Here is a 19,791-nt window from a genome sequence, read left to right as displayed (position 1 = left end):
GACCGGAATTGCTCCGTATACGTTGTATCTAGTCTTTGGGGTAATTCTGATCCCCACTCTTCACCTGAATCCTGAACTTAATTAAATTTCGTTGATCGAATTCGACCAATGTCACCCTAAGTGACCGGTGTAAATTATTAACTGTCCACTTCTCGCCTCCTCAATACTCAATGAACCAACCCACTCGCCGTGTATCGCTGCTTCAAGTCGCTCTCTGTAGTGGTGTCGTTGCAGCTACCGCTGCTGTATCCGTATTTGGATCTGATCGCTCGGTTCGGGCAGCACTTCAAGACAGCCCCAAATCTGTTTTGGACGAAGCTTGGCAGATTGTGAACCGCGAATATGTAGACGGTACGTTTAACAAAAATGACTGGCGTGCTGTCCGGCAATCTCTTTTGAGTCGAGACTATAGCTCTCGTCAGCAGGCGTATACAGCGCTTCGAGATGCTCTGAAAAAACTCGATGATCCCTATACCCGCTTTATGGATCAAAAGCAGTTTGAGGCATTGAGTAGTCAAACGTCTGGAGAACTTTCAGGGGTTGGGATTCGCTTGGAGCAGAATGAAAAAACTAAAGTGTTGACTGTGGTTGAGCCGTTAGAAAATTCTCCAGCGATAAGAGCGGGGATCAAGTCAGGCGATCGCATTCTGGCGATCAACGGCAAATCGACCAAAGGCATGACGGTTGAAGACGCATCCAATTTGATTCGAGGGGAAGTCGGAACAAAAGTGACGCTCCAAGTCGGGCGAGATGGAGCGACTGCCTTTAATCTACCCCTGACCCGTGCACGCATCGAACTGCAAACCGTTCGTGCAGATGTCCGGCAAGAAGGCAAAAACAAGATTGGCTACATTCGCCTCGCTGAATTTAGCAGCCATGCTGCTGAACAAATGGAGCGAGCGATCAAGAAATTGAGCGATCAGAAAGTGGATGCCTTTGTGCTTGATTTACGCGGCAATCCAGGCGGGCTGTTGCAAGCCAGTATTGATATCAGCCGCATGTGGTTAGATAAAGGTGCGATCGTCAAGACGGTGAATCGTCAAGGCGGCAGTGATACGGCTTATGCGACGGGTAGACAATTGACGAAGTTGCCGCTAGTGGTCTTGGTCGATGGTCGATCGGCAAGCTCGAGCGAGATTCTCACAGGCGCGCTGAAAGACAATAAGCGGGCAATGGTGATTGGCAGTCAGACCTTTGGCAAGGCATTAGTGCAATCGGTGCATTCGCTGTCTGACGGATCGGGACTGGCGGTGACGATCGCGCATTACTACACGCCCAACGGAACAGACATTAGCCACAAGGGAATTTCACCCGATGTGAAGGTTGATTTGTCTGATGCTCAGCAGAAATTCTTGGCAACCAATCCGAAACTGATTGGAACGATTCAAGATCCGCAGTACGCTCAAGCGTTGAATACGCTGCAACGGACGGCACTGCTGAAACCGAATGCACAACAAGCCTCGCAATCCGCGCCAGCCAATCGTGAATAGGCGAACTTGATCAAGTTTGAAAAAGGATCGTTTAAGACGATCCTTTTTTATTCAGATTAAGAATTGAGTCATTCTGAAACTTGCGTTCTAGGCACTTGATACGATCGCATTCAATGCATATCTCTTCAAATGCAAAAATTATGACGACAACGATTTGCTATCCTCACACAACTGATCTTGCTAGCGATGATTATCTCGTCGTTGGGTTGGCGACTTGCTTTATCAAAGACGATGACGGGGTCCATGAAGTGAATGTGGTTGAGCCAATCCCTTCTGCGGCATTAGAAGCGATCGTCAAAGGCATCCCAACTTCTTATAAAGTTGCAACTGCGACGACGATCGGCTCTGTGATCCCTGGTGAAGCGTTACGTCTCCCAGAGTGTTTTCCATCAGACGCGCAATTCTGTGATGATTTTGTTTTCCGCGCTACGGCATCGGCTCGAACCTATAAAGCGCGATCGATTGCTCAATCTCACATTCCAACAGGTACAACACGCGAGGATTTCAATTTCTCAACCGAGCGGAAACGAGTGTTAAATTCTCAGCGAATTGTGAAGACTGAGGATAATGTGAAACAACACGAATATACGCACAAGGTTCTGTAGAAAATTTTATGTTGAAACTGTTTGGGGGTGCGCGCAGTCGAGCATCGATTGTGCAGTGGTATCTCGAAGAATTAGAGATCCCTTATGAGTTTGACCTGCTTGATATGCAAACTGGGGAACATCGGCAGCCTGAATTCTGCGAGATCAATCCATTCGGCAAGGTTCCTGCGATCGTGGATGGGGATTTGAAACTTTGGGAGTCGGGTGCGATCTTGCTCTATTTGCTCGATCGCTATGATAATGCGGATGTTAATCAACGTGCAATTGCGGCTCAATGGGTGCTGTTTGCCAATGCCACGTTGGGCCCTGGGATCTTCGTAGAGACGAATCGAGAGCGAGAAATGCCGCGACTGATGCAGCCTCTCGATGAAATTTTTGGCAAGCGTAAATTTATTGCAGGCGATCAGTTTACGGTTTCAGACGTGGCAGTTGGTTCCTTGCTTGCTTATATTCCGTTGATGTTAAAACTGGATTTGAGTGAATATCCGAATGTGGTGAGCTATATGCAGCGAATCACAGCACGTCCGGCATTTCAAAAATCGATCGGCGGTCGGAAATAAATGCAACAAAGGTCGAGCATCGTACAACAAAAAAAGGGGGCAGTGTTGACCCCTCTTTTTTTTATCGTTTTGATCGATTAACTTATTTGAAACCGACGGCTGCTTGCCATACAAATGCCAGCAACAGAAAGAAAACAGGGATTACAGGCAAGATATCAACCAGCGGATCAAAAATCGAATAAGCTTCGGGCAATTTTGCAAGTAGCATTGCTGCTTCCATGACTCGATGACCTCTCCAACACAGGACTCATAATTGATACGGATTTTAACATGATTCGAGGGTCGTCTTTAAGGCAGAAAGTTGGGATCAAGAATTTCTGCGATCGAGTAAGGACATTCAGGAGGAAAGGTTGCACTGGGTAAGCGGGTTTCCTTCACAGCTTCTCTGCATCCTCGTCGATAGTACTTCTCAATCCAGCTTGGATCTTCAAGAAACCGCCTCAAACTAGGCGTATCCTCTAGACAATCTTGGATGTGATCTCGGCAATTGATGATCGTCGTTTCCCAGCTTTTGGTTCTTCGTTCTGGTTGATATTGATATTTGAGCAAATGCAAAATGAGAACCTGCAAGTAGCTGCCAAGCTCTCGTTGTTCACTGCGTCCCAAAGCTTCTAATTCCTCGATCAAATTTTCGATATCTAATTCTGCCCAACGCCCTTTTTTCAAGGAGTCAGCTTGCTGCTGTGTCCATTGGAAGAAGTCGCGATCGTAGAGTTCCATAGTGCTGATGCCCTAGAGAGGAGTAAGCCATTTTGCGAATTCGGTGTGAAACGTGCCGTTGAAAATCGCCGCCCGAATTTGGGTGGTGAATCGGATCAGTTCAGTAATATTGTGAATCGAAATTAGGGTGTAAGCCAGCAGTTCTTGTGACCGCAGCAAATGGCTGATATATGCCCGACTGAAATTCTGGCAGGTGTAACACGGGCAAGTTTCATCGATCGGCTGAAAGTCCTCTCGGAACTTCGCATTTTTCAAATTCCAGCGATCTCCTTGGACTAAAGCAGCTCCGTGTCGTGCCAGTCGAGTTGGAATCACACAATCGAATAAATCCATGCCAGCCGCGATCGCACGTGCGATTTCGCGATAGGTTCCCACACCCATTAAATAGCGAGGTTTATTGTCGGGAAGTAAAGGAGTTGTGGCTTGAACAACGCGATCGATAATCTCAGGTGCTTCACCAACACTGACACCTCCGATCGCATATCCTGGCAAATCTAAATCTGCCAATTGTCGAACGGCTTCGGCTCTGAGATCTAGGAATTCTCCCCCTTGCACAATCCCAAATAAAGCTTGATCTGATCTCCCATGTGCCTCAATACAGCGTTTTAGCCAATCGTAGGTTCGAGCGGTTGCTTTCTCAGTCGCGTCTCGTCCGACTCCCGGTGGAGGACATTCATCGAATGCCATGATCACATCTGCACCCAGAGCATTTTGAATCTGGATCGATTTCTCTGGTGTGATTTTGATCATTTGCCCATCGCGAGGCGAGCGGAAGGTTACGCCTTCATCGGTGATCGTTCTCATCTCACTTAAGCTAAAGACCTGGAAGCCGCCTGAATCGGTCAGCATTGGCTTTGACCAACCCATAAATCGATGTACGCCTCCGGCTCGCTCTACGATGTCTTCTCCAGGCTGCAAATGCAGATGATACGTATTCGACAAAACCATCTGTGCGCCTGTGGCTTCGAGTTGATCAGGCGTAATGGTTTTGACATTGGCGAGTGTGCCGACGGGCATGAAGCGAGGCGTTTCGACAATGCCGTGAGGAGTATGGAAGACTCCAGCGCGGGCGTGGGTATGAGTGCAACGAGCTTGGCACTGGTAAGAGAATTGATTCAAGACTTGGGATTCCGAAACAAACGCAAGATTCCATCATAAGGGCGAGGGGATGAGATTGCGATTGTCTTCCATAAAGCTGATTCAACTCAATTTGACTTTGCCTAAACTAGGAAGCTAAGAGATTTTCATTTTTCTTTCATTTTCTGTCATACTTTAGAGTATTCAAACTTTTCATTATTCTTTCATTATTGACCAGGGACACTGATATGCAATCGACTCCATTCTTTGAGAATTCTTATCCCCGATTGACTGTTCATACCCAAGCACTGGATATTTCGCCAAATCTGACAGTCGAAAATCTTAGTGTGAAGTATCGAGCGATCGAGGCACTGACGGATGTTAGCTTCTCGCTTCAATCCGGTCGGTTGGTAGGAATTTTCGGGCCGAATGGAGCCGGAAAAAGTACGCTCATTAAAGCAATGCTCGGATTGATTCCGGCGGTGAGCGGTGCGGTGCAGTACGAAGGAAAAGCACTGGTGGATCAGTTGGATCGAGTCGCGTATGTGCCGCAGCGATCGCAGATTGATTGGTCGTATCCTGTCACCGTTTGGGATGTTGTAATGATGGGGCGGACGAAGAAAACGGGCTGGTTTCAGCGATATTCTTCGATCAGTCGCAGGTTAGTAACCCAGGCTTTAGAGCGGGTGGGAATGTTGGAGTTTCGCGATCGCGCAATCTCGGATTTGTCCGGTGGGCAGCAACAACGAGTCTTTTTGGCGCGGGCATTGGCACAGCAAGCGGATGTATTTTGCTTTGATGAACCGTTTGTCGGAATTGATCAGAAAACCCAGACAATTATGTTCGATGTGTTTAAGGAGTTGACGCGCGAGAATAAATTGGTGCTGGTGGTGAATCACGATTTGGGTGAATCGATCGTCAATTTTGATGAGTTGATTTTGCTGAATAAATCGCTAGTTGCAAGTGGATCTCGGCAGAAAGTCTTGACTCAAGAGAATTTGCAGCAGGCTTATGGTGGGAAGGTTGTATTCTTCTCGGATGCTGCTTAGGATCGTGAATTCGATTCACTCAGCGATTTAATTCATGGTAATCCAGACAAAACTCGCATAGGGTGGATTACAAGCATGGCGGGTAGTCTACGTCAGGCGAACTTTGTCGTCGCTGTGAGTTCTATTCGCTAGGCAAACATTCAGAGTCATTTCATCCACCATCGAACTATGGAAGCCCTCATTGAGCCTTTGCAATATGGATTCATGCAGCGATCCCTAATCATCGCCATCTTAGTCGGGTTGATTTGCGCGATCGTCGGGAGCTATTTGATTGTTCAACGCTTAGCCCTCTTAGGTGATGCAATTAGCCACTCGGTTCTGCCAGGACTCGCGATCGCATTTCTGTTTGGATTCAATATTTTTGTGGGCGCATTCATCGCAGGCGTTCTCAGTACCTTGATTATTGCTTGGATTCGCACGCGATCGCCGATTAAAGAAGATGCCGCCATGGGCATTGTCTTCAGTGCGTTTTTTGCACTTGGAATTACGTTAATTACGGTGATTCAAAAAGATAACAAAATCGATTTGAATCATTTTCTATTTGGCAATATTTTGGGTGTGACAACAGGCGATGTGCGAGACACTGCGATTATTGCTGCGGTGATTTTAGCGATCGTGGTGCTCTTTTATAAAGAACTTCTTTTCTATACTTTTGATGCCTTAGGCGCACAAGCAGCAGGGCTTCCGACCAATTTGCTGAATTTGGGTTTGATGGTCTTGATTGCATTAACGATCGTTGCCAGCATGAAAGCTGTAGGTGTCATTCTGGTTTTATCGTTGCTCATTACTCCAGGTGCAACTGCCTATTTGTTAGTCAAGCGATTGCACCACGTCATGATCGTTGGAGCCGCGATCGGGATTTTCTCCAGTATCAGCGGCATGTATTTGAGCTATTTCTACAATTTGCCATCGGGAGCCGCGATCGTGATGGTCACATCGGCATTGTTTTTTCTGGCGTTTCTATTGAGTCCTCGACATGGAGTTCTCACACAACCGCGATCGACGACTCGACAATCGATTCCGTTATTACGTGAGATTAAAAGCTTAATGCCTAGAAGTCGTCAAAAGGGTTAAACGAATCAAAACGGCGGCGGCGAGGTTCATCCCGTTCGCGTTCTCCAAGTTCGCTCGGTGGGCGATCGCTACTCCATGCCCACCAAACTTGACCGCATTGGCAATGATAGAATTCCTGCCATTTTTTGCGATAGTCTTCGGTGAATACCGGAGCGCGACGATTGATCCAAACTCCATTCGCTTCCTTGGAAGACTTATGACAGGTTGGACAAGCAAAAGAGAAAGAATGAACTGCCGAAGTTGTCCAAGTCGGCGGAGTCGGTTCAAAAGCGTCCATTATGTTGCGTGCGGTGAGTTAACGCTCTGTTCATTATGACTTGGAAAGTTACTTTCGGGATCAGAAAAAGTGGGGAGTAGGGGGTGGGGAGTAGTCTGGCTTTCAGTTTCAATCAAACAATCTAATCCTTCTTCTACGGATGGTGGTGCTCCGTATAATCGGCGAGCCATGCGGTGAATGACTTCTTCTGGAACTTGGCGCGATCGCAGTCGATTTCGCTCTAGACAAATCTCGATCGTTGGATTGACCCAAATTCCAGTGATGTGTGTGAATCCAGCTTTTCGTGCGAGTGCGATCGCGGCTCGGCGTTGTTTCCGCACAGCATTGGTGGCATCGTAGATCGCAAATTCGAGTTCGTCGGCTGCGATCGCACTTCCTGCTTGTTGAAATTGCGATCGCACTTCGAGCCAGATTTTTAGCCAACTGCCTTGAATCGCCTCATCTCCGAACAGTTGAGCGCGAATAGCATCGGTGGAGATTAACCTTCTTGTATGAGTGTCCTGAAAATTCCATTCGCGAGAGCACAACAATTCGGAAGGCAACGATTCATCTGCCAACAAAGAATCTGCCAGAGTCGATTTCCCGCTCCCTGGCAGTCCAATCATTAGCACTAATCGAATCGGTTTAGATAATCGTTCCGTCGGGAATCACCGCATTTTTCAACGTCACAACAATCCCACTGCGAATATAGAAACCGAGATTTTCTCGATCGGCTTCCTGCACATGGTCTTTGTTCACGATTTGGACATTACATCCAATGTGAGCATTCTTATCGATAATGGCACGACGAATAATCGTGTCTGAACCAATTCCTAGCGGTACATTCGGACTATCACAATCCGCGCCCGATTTGCGCTCAGTATTACCTTGGTAGAAGTCCGCACCCATAATTAGCGAATCTTCGATGATCGAGCCTGCTTCAATTCTCGATCGCACACCCAACACCGAATGATGCACTCGGCAATTTTTCAGGATGCAGCCTTCACCCACGATCGATTCGGTAATTTGAGAATCGAGGAATTTGCTCGGTGGCAAGAAGCGTTGACGAGTATAGATCGGAGCCGTCTCGTCGTAGAAACTGAAAGGCGGATAGGGTTGTTGGGTTAACGCCAAATTCGATTCGTAGAACGCTTGAATCGTTCCGATGTCTTCCCAATAGTCGTTAAACAGGTAGGCTTGAACGTTGTAAGTACTTGCCGAACTGGGGATGATTTCCTTTCCAAAATCAGTTTGATTCGGGGCTTCTCTCAATAATTTTTCGAGAACTTCTTTCTTGAAGACATAGATCCCCATTGAAGCAATGTAGGGGCTTTGTTTTGCTTCTTCAGGCGACAATCCTAAAACGGTCGTATCAACCTGCATGGCTTTCAACGCATCGCCTTTCGGCTTCTCGCTAAAGTCTACAACTCGTCCAGAATCATCGATCTTCATCAAACCAAAATCAGAAGCGCGTGCCTCATCCATCGGCACAACTGAAAGCGTAATATCCGCTCCAGTTTCGCGGTGACGCTGAACGAATTCGCGATAGTCCATGCGATACAAGTGATCGCCCGACAGAATCACATATTCATCAATGTCCCATTCTTGAAACAGCCAAATATATTGGCGAACCGCATCGGCAGTTCCTTGGAACCAGTTCGGATTTTCGGCAGTTTGCTGAGCGGCGAGGACTTCAACAAATCCTTCACTGAACCCTGAAAAATTGTAAGCGCGAGCTAAGTGGCGGTTGAGAGAAGCCGAATTGAATTGCGTCAGAACATAGATCTTAAAGATCTCAGAATTGATACAGTTACTGACTGGAATATCAATGAGTCGATATTTTCCGGCTAATGGGACGGCTGGCTTCGCCCGCTGCTTGGTTAATGGATACAGACGGGTTCCAGCACCCCCTCCTAAAATAATAGCTAAAACTTTTTTCACAAAAATAACCTCGCACTTCCACTTCGACTCCCACCATTAGTTTCTGTCTGTATGGCAAAGTTGACAAGAGGTTTGAGGCAGAGAAATTGAAATCAGGGATCAATATTCTCGAATCCGTAGATATTTGCATTCTAGAATACATTCAAACCCCTGAGTTCAGGAGTAACGCTACGTTTAGAATATCTGTGTTGAGTTTTTTGTGAGTCAGCCTTTGGAAGCTTTGCGTCGAACTCCGTTGTATGAATTAGCGATCGAACTCAATGCCCGGATGACGGGTTTTTCGGGATGGGAAATGCCTGTCCAATTTGGCGGAATTACTCAAGAACATCAGGCTGTGCGATCGCAAGCAGGCATGTTTGACATTTCCCATATGGGTAAATTCACGCTGAGCGGTCGGGATGTTTTGACACAAATCCAAAAACTTGTGCCATCGGATCTGAGTCGCCTTCAGTCGGGACAAGCTCAATATACAGTCTTGCTAAATCCGCAAGGCGGGATCATTGATGATTTGATTTTCTATTTTCAAGGCGACGATCGCTGGGTCGTGATTGTGAATGCCGCAACGACTCAGAAAGATCGCGATTGGATGCTGGCAAATCTAAGTGGGATCGAGTTTCAAGATCTCTCAGAGACTCAAGCTTTAATCGCAGTGCAAGGGAAGAAGGCAGTCGAATATTTAAGCGAGATCGTCGATCAAGATTTGTCAGGGGTGAAAGCCTTTGGGCATTTAGAAGCGCATGTTTTAGGACAGCCTGCCTTCTTAGCGCGTACCGGATATACCGGAGAAGATGGATTTGAAGTGATGCTCGCACCAGAAGCCGCGATCGCACTTTGGCGATCGTTGTTAAATTCCGGCGTGACTCCTTGCGGGTTGGGATCGCGGGACACATTGCGATTAGAAGCGGCAATGGCGTTATACGGACAAGATATTAACGAGACAACAACGCCCTTAGAAGCGGGGCTTGGTTGGCTTGTGCATCTCGATACCAAGGGTGATTTTATCGGGCGATCCGTCCTCGAAGAGCAAAAACAAAACGGCGTGAACAAGCGCTTAGTCGGATTACAAATGCAAGGACGAAATATTGCGCGACATGACTATCCGATTTTCTTTGAAGGGAAAGAGGTTGGAATTGTCACCAGTGGGACGTTAGCACCGACGGTCGGACAAGCGATCGCGCTTGGCTATGTTCCGACTGAGCTATCGAAACCTGGGCAGGAAGTCGAAATTGGCATTCGAGGGAAGAACTATCTCGCGATCGTCGTGAAGCGTCCGTTCTACCGCGCAAGCAAATAGAATAAGAAAAATCTTCGATACGTTTAGACATCATGGCATTTGAATATCCTGACACACTGAAATACACAGACTCTCACGAATATGTCCAGCTCGATGGCGACACTGCCACGATCGGGATCACCGCATTCGCGATCGATCAGCTTGGCGATATTGTGTTTTTGGAATTGCCAGAACCTGGAACTGAGGTTCAAAAAGGCGAGAATTTTGGCACCGTGGAATCCGTGAAAGCGGTGGAAGATTTGAAATCTCCGGTAAGCGGAACCGTGCTAGAGGCAAATACAGAAATGATGGATTCGCCAGAGAAATTGGTAGACGCTCCCTATACAGACGGATGGCTGATCAAGGTGCAAATCAGCGATTCGACTGAGATTGACGATGCGATGTCAGCCGATGAATACCGTGCTCAGGTTGAGGGTGCTTGAAAATTTCTCAGTAATTTCCGAAATCTACATGGCAATTTCACTGTAGCTTTACACCCGCTAGTTCCGCTGGCGGGTTAATTGTTGCAGAATGTGTCTAACAAATTTTGATATCTTGAACGTTCAACGTGCTTGATGGTTTGGAATTTCAGCTTTAAAGCCTCATTTAGGCTAGGTTAATCTGTCTGAGCTTCAGATTTTGAGTCTTCTCAAACATTTGCGGCTCCGAAAATTGACTTAGAATCGAACCTGCTTTTGTCACTCTAAACGATTCGTAATCTATGTCTGAACCCACAGTGTCCGTGTCCGCATTGTCCGACTACGCTCGCTCGCTCGATTTCGATTCGTCCGAACCTTCAGAATCCACTGTTTCGACTCCTGAATTGACTTATACCGATCGCTTTGTCGATCGACATATCGGGGTGCGAGGTGAAGAAATTCGAGCAATGCTCGCGGTATTGGGATTAAACTCGACTTCCGATCTAATCGAGCAGGCTGTGCCAAAAAGCATCCGAATTCAGCGTCCGCTACAAATTCGATCGGGTCGGAGTGAATATGAGCTTTTGAAGGAACTCAAAGCGATCGCGTCGAAAAATCAAGTGCTGCGATCGTTGATTGGCATGGGCTACTCGAATTGCATTACGCCTCCTGTCATTCAGCGCAATATTCTCGAAAATCCAGGTTGGTACACGCAATACACGCCGTATCAGCCCGAAATTTCTCAAGGACGGCTCGAAGCGCTGCTGAATTTCCAAACCATGATCATGGATCTAACAGGCTTGGAAATTGCGAATGCGTCACTTCTAGATGAAGGCACAGCAGCAGCAGAAGCGATGTCCATGAGCTATGGCATTGTGAAAAATAAAGCGAAGACGTTCTGGGTGTCAGAAGCATGTCATCCTCAGACGATCGAAGTGATTCAAACTCGTGCATTGCCACTTGGAATCGAAGTAATCGTCGGCGATCACCGAACCTTTGAATTTGACACTCCGATCTTTGGGGCATTGCTGCAATATCCCGCAACCGATGGCGCGATTTATGACTATTCTGAATTTGTCGATCGTGCTCATCAAGCGGGCGCATTAGTGACGGTTGCGGCTGATCTGTTGAGTTTGACCCTGCTGAAAGCACCGGGAGAATTTGGAGCTGACATTGCGATCGGCAATACTCAACGATTTGGGGTTCCGCTCGGTTATGGTGGCCCTCATGCGGCTTACTTTGCGACGAAAGAAGTTTACAAACGCCAATTGCCTGGAAGATTAGTTGGTGTTTCTAAAGATCGTAATGGTCAGCCTGCTTTGAGACTGGCGCTGCAAACTCGCGAGCAACATATTCGCCGGGATAAAGCAACGAGCAACATTTGTACAGCCCAAGTTTTACTCGCTGTGATTGCGGGCATGTATGCGGTGTATCACGGTGCAGAAGGCTTGAGAAAAATTGCCGATCGCGTTCATCGTTTAACTGCACAATTAGCGATCGCGCTGCAAAAACTCGGACTCAAGCTTGGAACTGAGCCTTACTTTGACACGCTCAAAGTCGAATGTGATGCGGATGCTGTTCTGGCGCGTGCGTTGCAGAAAGGGATCAACTTACGCAAGATTGATTCCGATACCGTGGGGATCTCGATCGATGAAACCACGTCTCAAGCGGATTTACTCGATTTAGTCGGTTGTTTTGCAGGTCGATCGCTGCCTGCGATTCCTGATCCTCAAATTCCATCTGCGTTTATTCGGACTTCCAAATATCTGACTCATCCAACTTTTTCGGCTTATCGATCGGAGACGGAACTTCTGCGATACATGTATCGCTTGCAGTCGAGAGATCTCTCTCTTACGTCTGCGATGATTCCGCTCGGCTCTTGCACGATGAAGTTAAATGCAACTGCTGAAATGATTCCGATTACTTGGCCAGAGTTCGGACAGATTCATCCTTTTGCACCGACGAATCAAACTCAAGGCTATCAAACGTTGTTCCAACAGCTCGAATCCTGGCTGTCTGAAATTACCGGATTTGCAGGCATTTCATTGCAACCGAATGCAGGCTCTCAAGGTGAGTATGCTGGCTTGCTCGTTATCCGTCAGTATCATCAAAGTCGGGGTGATACTCATCGCACGATCTGTTTGATTCCTCAATCTGCTCATGGCACGAATCCAGCGAGTGCAGTCATGGCAGGGATGAAAGTTGTTGCGATCGCATGTGATCACGAAGGCAACATCGACATTGCAGATCTCAAAGCAAAAGCTGAACAGCATCGAGAGAATCTAGCAGCCTTGATGGTGACTTATCCTTCAACGCATGGTGTGTTTGAAGAAGGCATTCGAGAGATTTGTGCGATCGTGCACGAGAACGGGGGGCAAGTCTACATGGATGGCGCAAACATGAATGCTCAAGTCGGCTTGTGTCGTCCCGGTGATTTTGGTGCAGATGTGTGCCATTTGAACTTGCACAAAACCTTCTGTATTCCGCATGGAGGTGGCGGCCCTGGAGTTGGCCCTATTGGAGTCGCTTCGCATCTTGTTCCGTTCTTGCCGAATCATTCGGTTGTGGCAACGAGTGGAGAATCGGGAATTGGAGCCGTGTCAGCCGCGCCTTGGGGCAGTGCTAGCATTTTGCCGATTTCGTGGATGTACATTGCAATGATGGGCGGTCAAGGCTTGACCGAGGCAACTGAGATTGCCATTCTGAGCGCGAACTATATTGCAAAACGCCTGGAAGGACATTATCCCGTGTTGTACAAGGGCAAGAATGGCTGGGTCGCGCATGAATGTATTCTCGATCTGCGTGAATTCAAGAAAAATGCAGATATCGAAGTCGATGACATTGCAAAACGATTGATCGATTATGGCTTCCATCCGCCAACAGTTTCTTGGCCTGTGGCAGGAACGGTCATGGTTGAGCCGACTGAGAGTGAATCGAAAGCGGAACTCGATCGTTTCTGTGATGCCATGATTGCGATTCGAGAAGAGATTCGAGCCATTGAGAATGGCAATGTCGATCGCACGAACAATCTCTTGAAGAATGCACCTCACACAGTTGCAGATCTCACGTCTGAGACTTGGGATCGTCCTTATCCACGGCAAGAGGCAATTTTCCCGACGGCATGGACAAAAGCAAACAAATTCTATCCAGCCGTTGGACGAATTGATAATGCCTTTGGCGATCGTAATCTAGTTTGCTCCTGTCTACCAATGGATGCTTACGAAAGCTAATTACTTACTAAACCTGGGAGGGTGCAATGCCCTCCCTTTCATGCTCAAAATTCAGGAGTTTGCAAGACGTTGATAGACCTTTTGATTTTCTTGTTCTGATTCTAGATAAGCTTGCCAAACTCGCTCTCTAGAATTCATTTGCTTAGTTTCTGTCGGACGATGATTTTCCTGAAGCGACTGTGTAAACTCCAGAACGCGGTCTTGATCTACAGATGAGAGTTCGCGCCAATATTTGAGGAGTTTTTCTTCTTTACCCATAGCTATGAATTGATCTACCGCTTCAATTTTATCGTAGCTTGCATTTGTGAGAACAATCCTTCTTCTTGTCAAGGAGACCTACGACGAAACCTTGATTAACCCTGAAAGAAACAATATCATCAGAACCAACCTCCGGAAAAGCTTGATGTAGATTCAGTCTTTCCAGAGTTCTATTCAGGGGCTGCGTTCATGAATCATTGCACTTGGCTAAGGATCATTGGGTGTATGGCGACGCTTACAGTGACATGCCCGACAACTGCTCAAATCATTAGTGATGGCTCAACAAATACAACTGTAACTCCCAAGGGAGCCATTTTTGAGATTACAGGCGGAACAACCGTTGGAAGCAGAAACTTATTTCATAGCTTTGCACAATTTGATGTCCCAACGCAAAGCATTGCTAGCTTTCTCAATGATTCCAGTATTGTTAATATTTTTGCGCGGATCACGGGTCGAAAGCAATCAGAGATTGATGGAGTTTTGCGATCGCAAGGCAGTGCAAATCTTTTCCTGATTAACCCAAATGGTATTCTCTTCAGTCAAAATGCTCAATTGGAGATCGGTGGCTCATTTGTTGCAACCACAGCAGATGCACTGCAATTTCCAGGAGGTGCAACGTTCTCGGCGACCGCTTCTGTGCCTTCCCAAAATCCATTACTTGCCGTCGATCCCTCTGCATTTTTGTTCAGTCAAGCAACAACCGGGCAAATTCGGAATAATGCAAATACGCTTACTGGACTGGTCAGCCCTGGTGGAATTCCGATTACGGGATTGCGCGTACCCAACGGTCGAAGTTTACTCCTCGTCGGTGGGGATATTCTCCTCAATAATGGCAATCTCAATGCACTGGAAGGACATCTCGAACTCGGAGGGCTGGCAAGCTCAGGCACGGTTGGATTGAGCATGAATGGCGAAACATTCAGACTGCAATTTCCTAGCGATCGCTTACTGGCAAATGTCACGCTCGATAACAGAGCGAGAGTGTCAGTCCGGGGTGCAAAGAATGGTTCTTTGGTGGTGAATGCAAATCGGTTGACTGCGAATCAAGGTGCGCGGTTTGTTGCTGGGACTGAAGGCGCAGGGAATGGGGGCATCATTACCCTCAATGCAAACGAAATCCATCTTTCCGGTTCTGGTCTTGAACCGATTGGCTCTAGCTTTGGAACGCTGACCCTATCAGGCATTTACAATCAGGTGACAAATGGTGCTTCGGGGAATGCGGGCTCAATTTTTATCAAGACGAGACAGTTGAATTTGACTGATGGCGCGATCGTCCTCTCCAATACACTGATGAACAGTCTTGGAGATGCAGGCGATATTGTCATTCAAGCAGAAACTTTGAATGCTTCAGATGAAGCGATCATTGCCTCTGTCTCATTTGGGCAAGGAACAGGTGGGGCAATCTCTGTTCAAACTGACAAGCTGAATTTAACAGGAGGAACTTCCTTCATTACTGAAACCTTTAGTGCTGATAAAGATGCAGGAACCATCACAATTGTGGCAAGAGATTCCGTCAATATTTCTGGCACCGGAACAATCAGCGGCAACTCTAGTGCCCTATCCAGTAGTACAGGGGCCGGCGGGAAAGCAGGGAATATTTCGATGAGAACGAGAAGTTTTCGACTCGCTGATGGTGCATTGGTCAATACGCGGACGACCAGTAGTGGTGAAGGCGGCAGTATTACGATCAACACCGATACATTTGAGGTGAGCGGTGGGGCGCAACTGACTGCCTTGACGCAAGGAAGTGGCAAAGCTGGCAATATTACAATTAATGCAACCGGAACTGCTCGGTTGATTGGCTTTGATCCCAACTTTAACGAGCGGATTATTCGATTTCCGGGTGCAGTCATTAATTCTGGTAACAGAAGTGGGCTGGTCAGTGGTCAAGGTGGAACGATTCAAGTCAATGCGTCTGAACTGTTTCTGGTCAATGGAGCAGGTATCAGTGCTAGTAACTTCGATCAAGGAAATGCAGGCAATATCTTGCTCAATGTTCAAGGCGATCTGACCTCGACCTCTCAATTTGCTACCCAAGGCATTGTGAATGGAATTTTTGCGACACGCATTTCAAACGAAATGGGCAGAGGTGGAAATATTAGGATTACAGGTCGTTCCATCAATTTAACGGATAGCACTCAAATCACGGCTCGTAGTCAGGGCTTGGGGGAGGGAGGTAAGATTACTGTAGAGGCTCGGACAATTGCACTATGGAGAAATAGTAAGATTACTACAGATAGTAACGTGGGTAATGGTGGCAATATTACTTTAGATGCAGATGCGATCGTGGCTTTAGAGAACAGTGATATTTTAGCGTTTGCGCCAGCAGGGAACGGGGGCAGAATTGAATTTAAGACTCGTGCTTTTTTGAGCGATCCGCTTTATCGTTCTGCGCCACCGACAACGAATCGCGAGGCGCTCAATGCGTTGTTCACCAATGGTCGTGTTGATGTCAATGCAAGTGGTGTGGTGTTTGGTACGGTAACTGGAGTGCCAGATATTACTTTTTTACAAAACGATCTGACACAACTTTCGCAAAATTCGGTTGATCCAAACCAACTGCTTGCCAATCGCTGTATGGTTCGCGATCGCCAAAATACTTTCTACATTATTGGCGCAGGTGGATTACCCACAAATCCTGGAGATATCTCTATTTACTCCACTGGAACGATTCAACCTGTGAGTCCGGCTGCAAGTTGGCAACGCGGTGAACCAATCATTGAGCCGCAGGGGGTGTATCAACTTTCAAATGGCGATTTGATTTTAAGTCGGGAATGTTCTTAGATACTGAACGATAACCTTTGCACTTTTCTGCAATCGCCTGCTGCAACCTAGTGATTAAAATCAGCAAAGAATCAGAAGAGTTAGCGAGTTGAATCCAGGGGAGCAACCAATGCAAACTTCATCTAAATTATCGACTGAGTTAACGCTGATCGACAGAGCTACGCTGCCATCACTTTTCCCAGATCAACTGTCCGCAACTGTAAGCTCCCCTTTCTTTACATCAGGATCTTTAAGGACTCTATCTCCAGATCCTGCTTTTTCCAAAACTTTTCTCAGTCGTCTGAGTGAAACATTAACTTCTGTCGGTAAAACCCTGAGTCAAGCGTTCTTATTTCTCATGTATAAACAAACTGACACGGTGACGATCGGTGAGATTGATCCGACCACAGAAACGATTTTGAATGCGCGCGCAGTTCGTCCCAATCCGAATGCACCGGGAGAGATTGTTTTCCAAAGTAGAAGCAAGACTGTAGACGGCAATCCCTTCGGTCTCAGTCTTTCTCTTTCCGTTGGAGATGTTGCTGGGCTGAAGGACAACACTTTCACACTGATTTCTGCGGTTCCACATCAGCCATCAGGGGTCTTCCTCATCCAGCCTTGGGAGTTGGCTTACGATAGTCGTGGTTGGCTTTCAGGACAACTGGTTCCACTCATACAACCGAACATTTTAAACCAGACTCCGAAGTATATTCAATCTCCTGAACGTGACAGATTGAGTCGGAGAGATTTGAACGCGATCGCGCAGAAACTGACGAATTTGGCTAAAGCTGGTGCCGCTGAGTTGAGTTTCAAACTTGATCTATCTAGTCTTTTAACGCATCAAAATTAGAGTGACTTCCTATCACCCAGACAAATTGATTAATCTGAAGCGGCTCAAACCCCCTCTAAATCGCGCCGACCTTCCAATGCTCGTGCTAAAGTCACTTCGTCGGCATATTCTAAATCTCCACCCATTGGTAGCCCAAATGCAATCCGAGTCACACGAGTAAAGGGTTTGAGCAAACTCCCGACATACAACGTCGTTGTTTCACCTTCCACACTCGGACTAATCGCAAGAATCACCTCTTCTACTTTCTGCTGGCTGACTCGTCGAATTAACTGCTTAATATTCAATTGCTCAGGACCAATCCCATCGATCGGGGAAATCAACCCGCCTAAAACATGGTATTTCCCGCGATATTCCCGCGTTTTCTCAAGCGCAATCACATCACGAGACTCTGCCACAACACAAATGGTTTTCGCATCGCGTTGAGGCGATCGACAAATCTCACAAACGGGTTCAGCCGACAAATGACCGCAAACAGAACAGAACCCAACTTGCAGCTTCGCTTCCATCAACGCCATTGCCAAAGCTTTCACTTCTTCTTCGGGACGTTTGAGGATGTGTAGTGCGAGACGTTGGGCTGATTTAGGACCGACACCTGGGAGGTGTTGAAGTTGCTCGATGAGACGAGCTAAAGGGCGTGTGTAAACCGTTGTCCTTCCTCCGATTGCGCTGAGTTCGATCGTAGCGTAAACCGCTTCTATCCGGGGGGCCAACTCATCGATCGACCGCCCAGAAGATGTAGGTGCATATGATACACGGTTTGTCCGCCATCTTCACCTGTATTGATGACAACTCGATAACCGTTGCTGAGTCCCTGCTGTTCGGCGACCCGTTTAACAGTGAGGAGGAGATGGCCCATCAGGGCATGATCCTGAGATTCGGCATCGGCGAGTTTCGCGATCGGTTGTTTGGGAATGACCAGGATATGAACGGGGGCTTGTGGGTTCACATCGCGAAAGGCAAGGGCAAGATCGTCTTCGTAGACAATATCAGCAGGAATTTCTTTACGAATAATCTTGCCGAAGATTGTGTCGTTCGAGTCGCTCATGACAGCAATTAAAAGTGGTTCGCTGATTATTGTATGTCAGGAAAGACTCGACCAAAATGCAGTTTGGGGAATCGTTATGAATTCTTAGACTCGAAGAAAATAAGTAGATGGGCATGATTAAACATCATTCCGGGGCGAGTCCTCTCGCTTCGTTGCTGACTCGCCCCGGAATGAATTCGGGGCTACCCGTGCGAAGTCCACTAAACTGGACTAACAGCCAATCGCAACGTCTTCTTCAGTGGGTTTCAACCCACTTCGCACTGTTAGCCCGAACTTCCAGTTCAGGGCGAGACGCAAACGCAGCAACTATCTTCAAGTTCATTGCTCCTATCTACCTACCGCTTCAAGCAGTATGATGCCCAAAATTTTCTAACCAAAGCGACCCTCGACATAATTGCGGGTGCGGACATCGGTTGCTGCACTAAATACTTTACTCGTTGCATCAACTTCGATTAATTGTCCAATTTGGCTTTCATCGGTACTAAAAAATGCAGTTCGATCGCTGATCCGTGCGGCTTGCTGCATGTTGTGCGTCACAATCACGATCGTGAATTGTTCCCGCAATTCCTGGATCAGTTCTTCAATCTTCATTGTTGTGATCGGGTCGAGCGCCGAACATGGCTCATCCATGAGTAGGACTCTGGGTTTGATAGCTAGTGCCCTGGCAATACAAAGCCTCTGCTGTTGCCCACCTGACAAGCTTAAGGCTGACTTGTTCAAATGATCTTTGACTTCATTCCACAGCGCTGCACTTTTGAGGGCAGATTCTACCATTTCATCCAACATTGAGCGGGAAGGACGACTAAACACGCGAATTCCATAGGCAACATTATCGTAAATGCTCATTGGAAACGGGTTCGGCTTCTGAAAGACCATGCCAATTTGCCGCCGCAAGCGATTGAGATTGACCCGATTACTATAGATATCTTGCCCAAAGAACTGAATCGTTCCTTCGATAAGCATATTGCTCTCAAGCTCACCAATGCGATTCAGTGTTTTGATAAATGTAGATTTACCGCAGCCCGAAGGACCAATGATCGCGGTTACCTGTGCAGAAGGAATCTCGATCGACACACCTTCTATCGCTTTGCGAGTGCCATAGTAAACGGCTAAATCTTTGACACAAAGGGCTAAATCGGTGGCTTGAGAAGCAAATTGCATACTGGAATCGGGTTTCATAG

At 47.2% G+C, this 19,791-nt stretch carries 20 protein-coding genes; 10 read left to right on the top strand and 10 right to left on the bottom strand.

Annotation, left to right across the window (positions count from 1 at the left end):
- Positions 1-170 precede the first annotated feature (170 nt).
- The 3 genes from ctpB (at position 171) to J0L70_RS20535 (ending at position 2,655) form a co-directional block, all read left to right on the top strand.
- Complete coding sequence (gene ctpB / locus J0L70_RS20545; protein ID WP_017289088.1) at positions 171-1,490, top strand: carboxyl-terminal processing protease CtpB; 1,320 nt, start codon at positions 171-173, stop codon at positions 1,488-1,490.
- Between the two features lie 140 nt (positions 1,491-1,630).
- The gene (locus J0L70_RS20540) at positions 1,631-2,095 is read left to right on the top strand and encodes a hypothetical protein (protein ID WP_287455706.1); all 465 of its coding nucleotides are present in this window, start codon (positions 1,631-1,633) and stop codon (positions 2,093-2,095) included.
- A gap of 8 nt (positions 2,096-2,103) precedes the next feature.
- The gene (locus J0L70_RS20535) at positions 2,104-2,655 is read left to right on the top strand and encodes a glutathione S-transferase family protein (RefSeq protein ID WP_017289086.1); all 552 of its coding nucleotides are present in this window, start codon (positions 2,104-2,106) and stop codon (positions 2,653-2,655) included.
- Between the two features lie 82 nt (positions 2,656-2,737).
- Here the strand turns inward: J0L70_RS20535 and J0L70_RS20530 are convergent, their stop codons facing one another.
- The 3 genes from J0L70_RS20530 to tgt all read right to left on the bottom strand — a co-directional run bounded on the left by J0L70_RS20530 (position 2,738) and on the right by tgt (position 4,494).
- Positions 2,738-2,875 (bottom strand): photosystem II reaction center protein K, encoded by a 138-nt coding sequence (locus J0L70_RS20530; protein ID WP_017289085.1) that lies wholly within the window; start codon positions 2,873-2,875, stop codon positions 2,738-2,740.
- A 68-nt stretch (positions 2,876-2,943) separates the two neighbouring features.
- Entirely contained in the window at positions 2,944-3,375 is a 432-nt protein-coding gene (locus J0L70_RS20525; protein WP_017289084.1) for a DUF29 domain-containing protein, read from the bottom strand.
- A 12-nt stretch (positions 3,376-3,387) separates the two neighbouring features.
- Positions 3,388-4,494, bottom strand: a complete 1,107-nt coding sequence (gene tgt, locus J0L70_RS20520; RefSeq protein ID WP_287455705.1) for a tRNA guanosine(34) transglycosylase Tgt — start codon at positions 4,492-4,494, stop codon at positions 3,388-3,390.
- A gap of 206 nt (positions 4,495-4,700) precedes the next feature.
- Here tgt and J0L70_RS20515 point away from each other — a divergent pair, with 206 nt between their 5' ends.
- Together J0L70_RS20515 and J0L70_RS20510 are read left to right on the top strand one after the other, a co-directional pair.
- Positions 4,701-5,501: a metal ABC transporter ATP-binding protein gene (locus J0L70_RS20515; RefSeq protein ID WP_287455704.1), complete on the top strand. Its 801-nt coding sequence runs from the start codon at positions 4,701-4,703 to the stop codon at positions 5,499-5,501.
- 168 nt (positions 5,502-5,669) lie between these two features.
- On the top strand, positions 5,670-6,575 hold the full coding sequence (locus J0L70_RS20510) for a metal ABC transporter permease (protein ID WP_017289081.1): 906 nt from the start codon (positions 5,670-5,672) through the stop codon (positions 6,573-6,575).
- Here J0L70_RS20510 and J0L70_RS20505 read toward each other — a convergent pair.
- Genes J0L70_RS20505 through J0L70_RS20495 form a run of 3 tightly spaced genes read right to left on the bottom strand, consistent with a single transcriptional unit; the run spans position 6,553 to position 8,772 of the window.
- On the bottom strand, positions 6,553-6,852 hold the full coding sequence (locus tag J0L70_RS20505; protein WP_017289080.1) for a hypothetical protein: 300 nt from the start codon (positions 6,850-6,852) through the stop codon (positions 6,553-6,555). The two genes, J0L70_RS20510 and J0L70_RS20505, sit on opposite strands and share 23 nt — an antisense overlap.
- On the bottom strand, positions 6,852-7,457 hold the full coding sequence (locus J0L70_RS20500; protein ID WP_287455703.1) for an AAA family ATPase: 606 nt from the start codon (positions 7,455-7,457) through the stop codon (positions 6,852-6,854). Before J0L70_RS20500 ends, J0L70_RS20505 begins: the two co-directional genes overlap by 1 nt.
- Before the next feature lie 19 nt (positions 7,458-7,476).
- Entirely contained in the window at positions 7,477-8,772 is a 1,296-nt protein-coding gene (locus J0L70_RS20495; RefSeq protein ID WP_017289078.1) for a glucose-1-phosphate adenylyltransferase, read from the bottom strand.
- Between the two features lie 199 nt (positions 8,773-8,971).
- Here J0L70_RS20495 and gcvT point away from each other — a divergent pair, with 199 nt between their 5' ends.
- The 3 genes from gcvT (at position 8,972) to gcvP (ending at position 13,694) form a co-directional block, all read left to right on the top strand.
- Positions 8,972-10,066, top strand: a complete 1,095-nt coding sequence (gcvT, locus tag J0L70_RS20490; protein WP_287455702.1) for a glycine cleavage system aminomethyltransferase GcvT — start codon at positions 8,972-8,974, stop codon at positions 10,064-10,066.
- 32 nt (positions 10,067-10,098) lie between these two features.
- The gene (gene gcvH, locus J0L70_RS20485) at positions 10,099-10,488 is read left to right on the top strand and encodes a glycine cleavage system protein GcvH (RefSeq protein WP_017289076.1); all 390 of its coding nucleotides are present in this window, start codon (positions 10,099-10,101) and stop codon (positions 10,486-10,488) included.
- Positions 10,489-10,766: 278 nt separating this feature from the next.
- Entirely contained in the window at positions 10,767-13,694 is a 2,928-nt protein-coding gene (gcvP, locus tag J0L70_RS20480) for an aminomethyl-transferring glycine dehydrogenase (RefSeq protein WP_287455701.1), read from the top strand.
- A 51-nt stretch (positions 13,695-13,745) separates the two neighbouring features.
- Here the strand turns inward: gcvP and J0L70_RS20475 are convergent, their stop codons facing one another.
- A complete protein-coding gene (locus J0L70_RS20475) occupies positions 13,746-13,952 on the bottom strand; it encodes a hypothetical protein (protein ID WP_287455700.1) in 207 nt (68 codons plus the stop codon).
- Positions 13,953-14,177: 225 nt separating this feature from the next.
- On the opposite strand from J0L70_RS20475, the gene J0L70_RS20470 reads away from it, so the two are divergent.
- On the top strand, positions 14,178-16,736 hold the full coding sequence (locus tag J0L70_RS20470) for a two-partner secretion domain-containing protein (RefSeq protein WP_287455699.1): 2,559 nt from the start codon (positions 14,178-14,180) through the stop codon (positions 16,734-16,736).
- A gap of 337 nt (positions 16,737-17,073) precedes the next feature.
- Positions 17,074-17,565: a hypothetical protein gene (locus tag J0L70_RS20465; RefSeq protein ID WP_287455698.1), complete on the top strand. Its 492-nt coding sequence runs from the start codon at positions 17,074-17,076 to the stop codon at positions 17,563-17,565.
- Positions 17,566-17,609: 44 nt separating this feature from the next.
- On the opposite strand, the gene recR is transcribed toward J0L70_RS20465, so the two are convergent.
- The 3 genes from recR to pstB form a co-directional block, all read right to left on the bottom strand.
- Entirely contained in the window at positions 17,610-18,275 is a 666-nt protein-coding gene (recR, locus tag J0L70_RS20460; RefSeq protein WP_502711031.1) for a recombination mediator RecR, read from the bottom strand.
- Positions 18,260-18,610, bottom strand: a complete 351-nt coding sequence (locus J0L70_RS20455; RefSeq protein ID WP_190653278.1) for a histidine triad nucleotide-binding protein — start codon at positions 18,608-18,610, stop codon at positions 18,260-18,262. The genes recR and J0L70_RS20455 overlap by 16 nt, the downstream gene beginning before the upstream one ends.
- A 369-nt stretch (positions 18,611-18,979) precedes the next feature.
- Complete coding sequence (pstB, locus tag J0L70_RS20450) at positions 18,980-19,789, bottom strand: phosphate ABC transporter ATP-binding protein PstB (RefSeq protein ID WP_287455697.1); 810 nt, start codon at positions 19,787-19,789, stop codon at positions 18,980-18,982.
- Between the last annotated feature and the right edge of the window lie 2 nt (positions 19,790-19,791).

This window comes from Leptolyngbya sp. UWPOB_LEPTO1 (assembly GCF_017302695.1).
In the GTDB taxonomy this organism is placed as follows: domain Bacteria; phylum Cyanobacteriota; class Cyanobacteriia; order Leptolyngbyales; family Leptolyngbyaceae; genus Leptolyngbya; species Leptolyngbya boryana.
The sequence above is the reverse complement of the archived record's forward strand: the minus strand, read 5'-3'. Positions and strand labels throughout refer to the sequence as shown.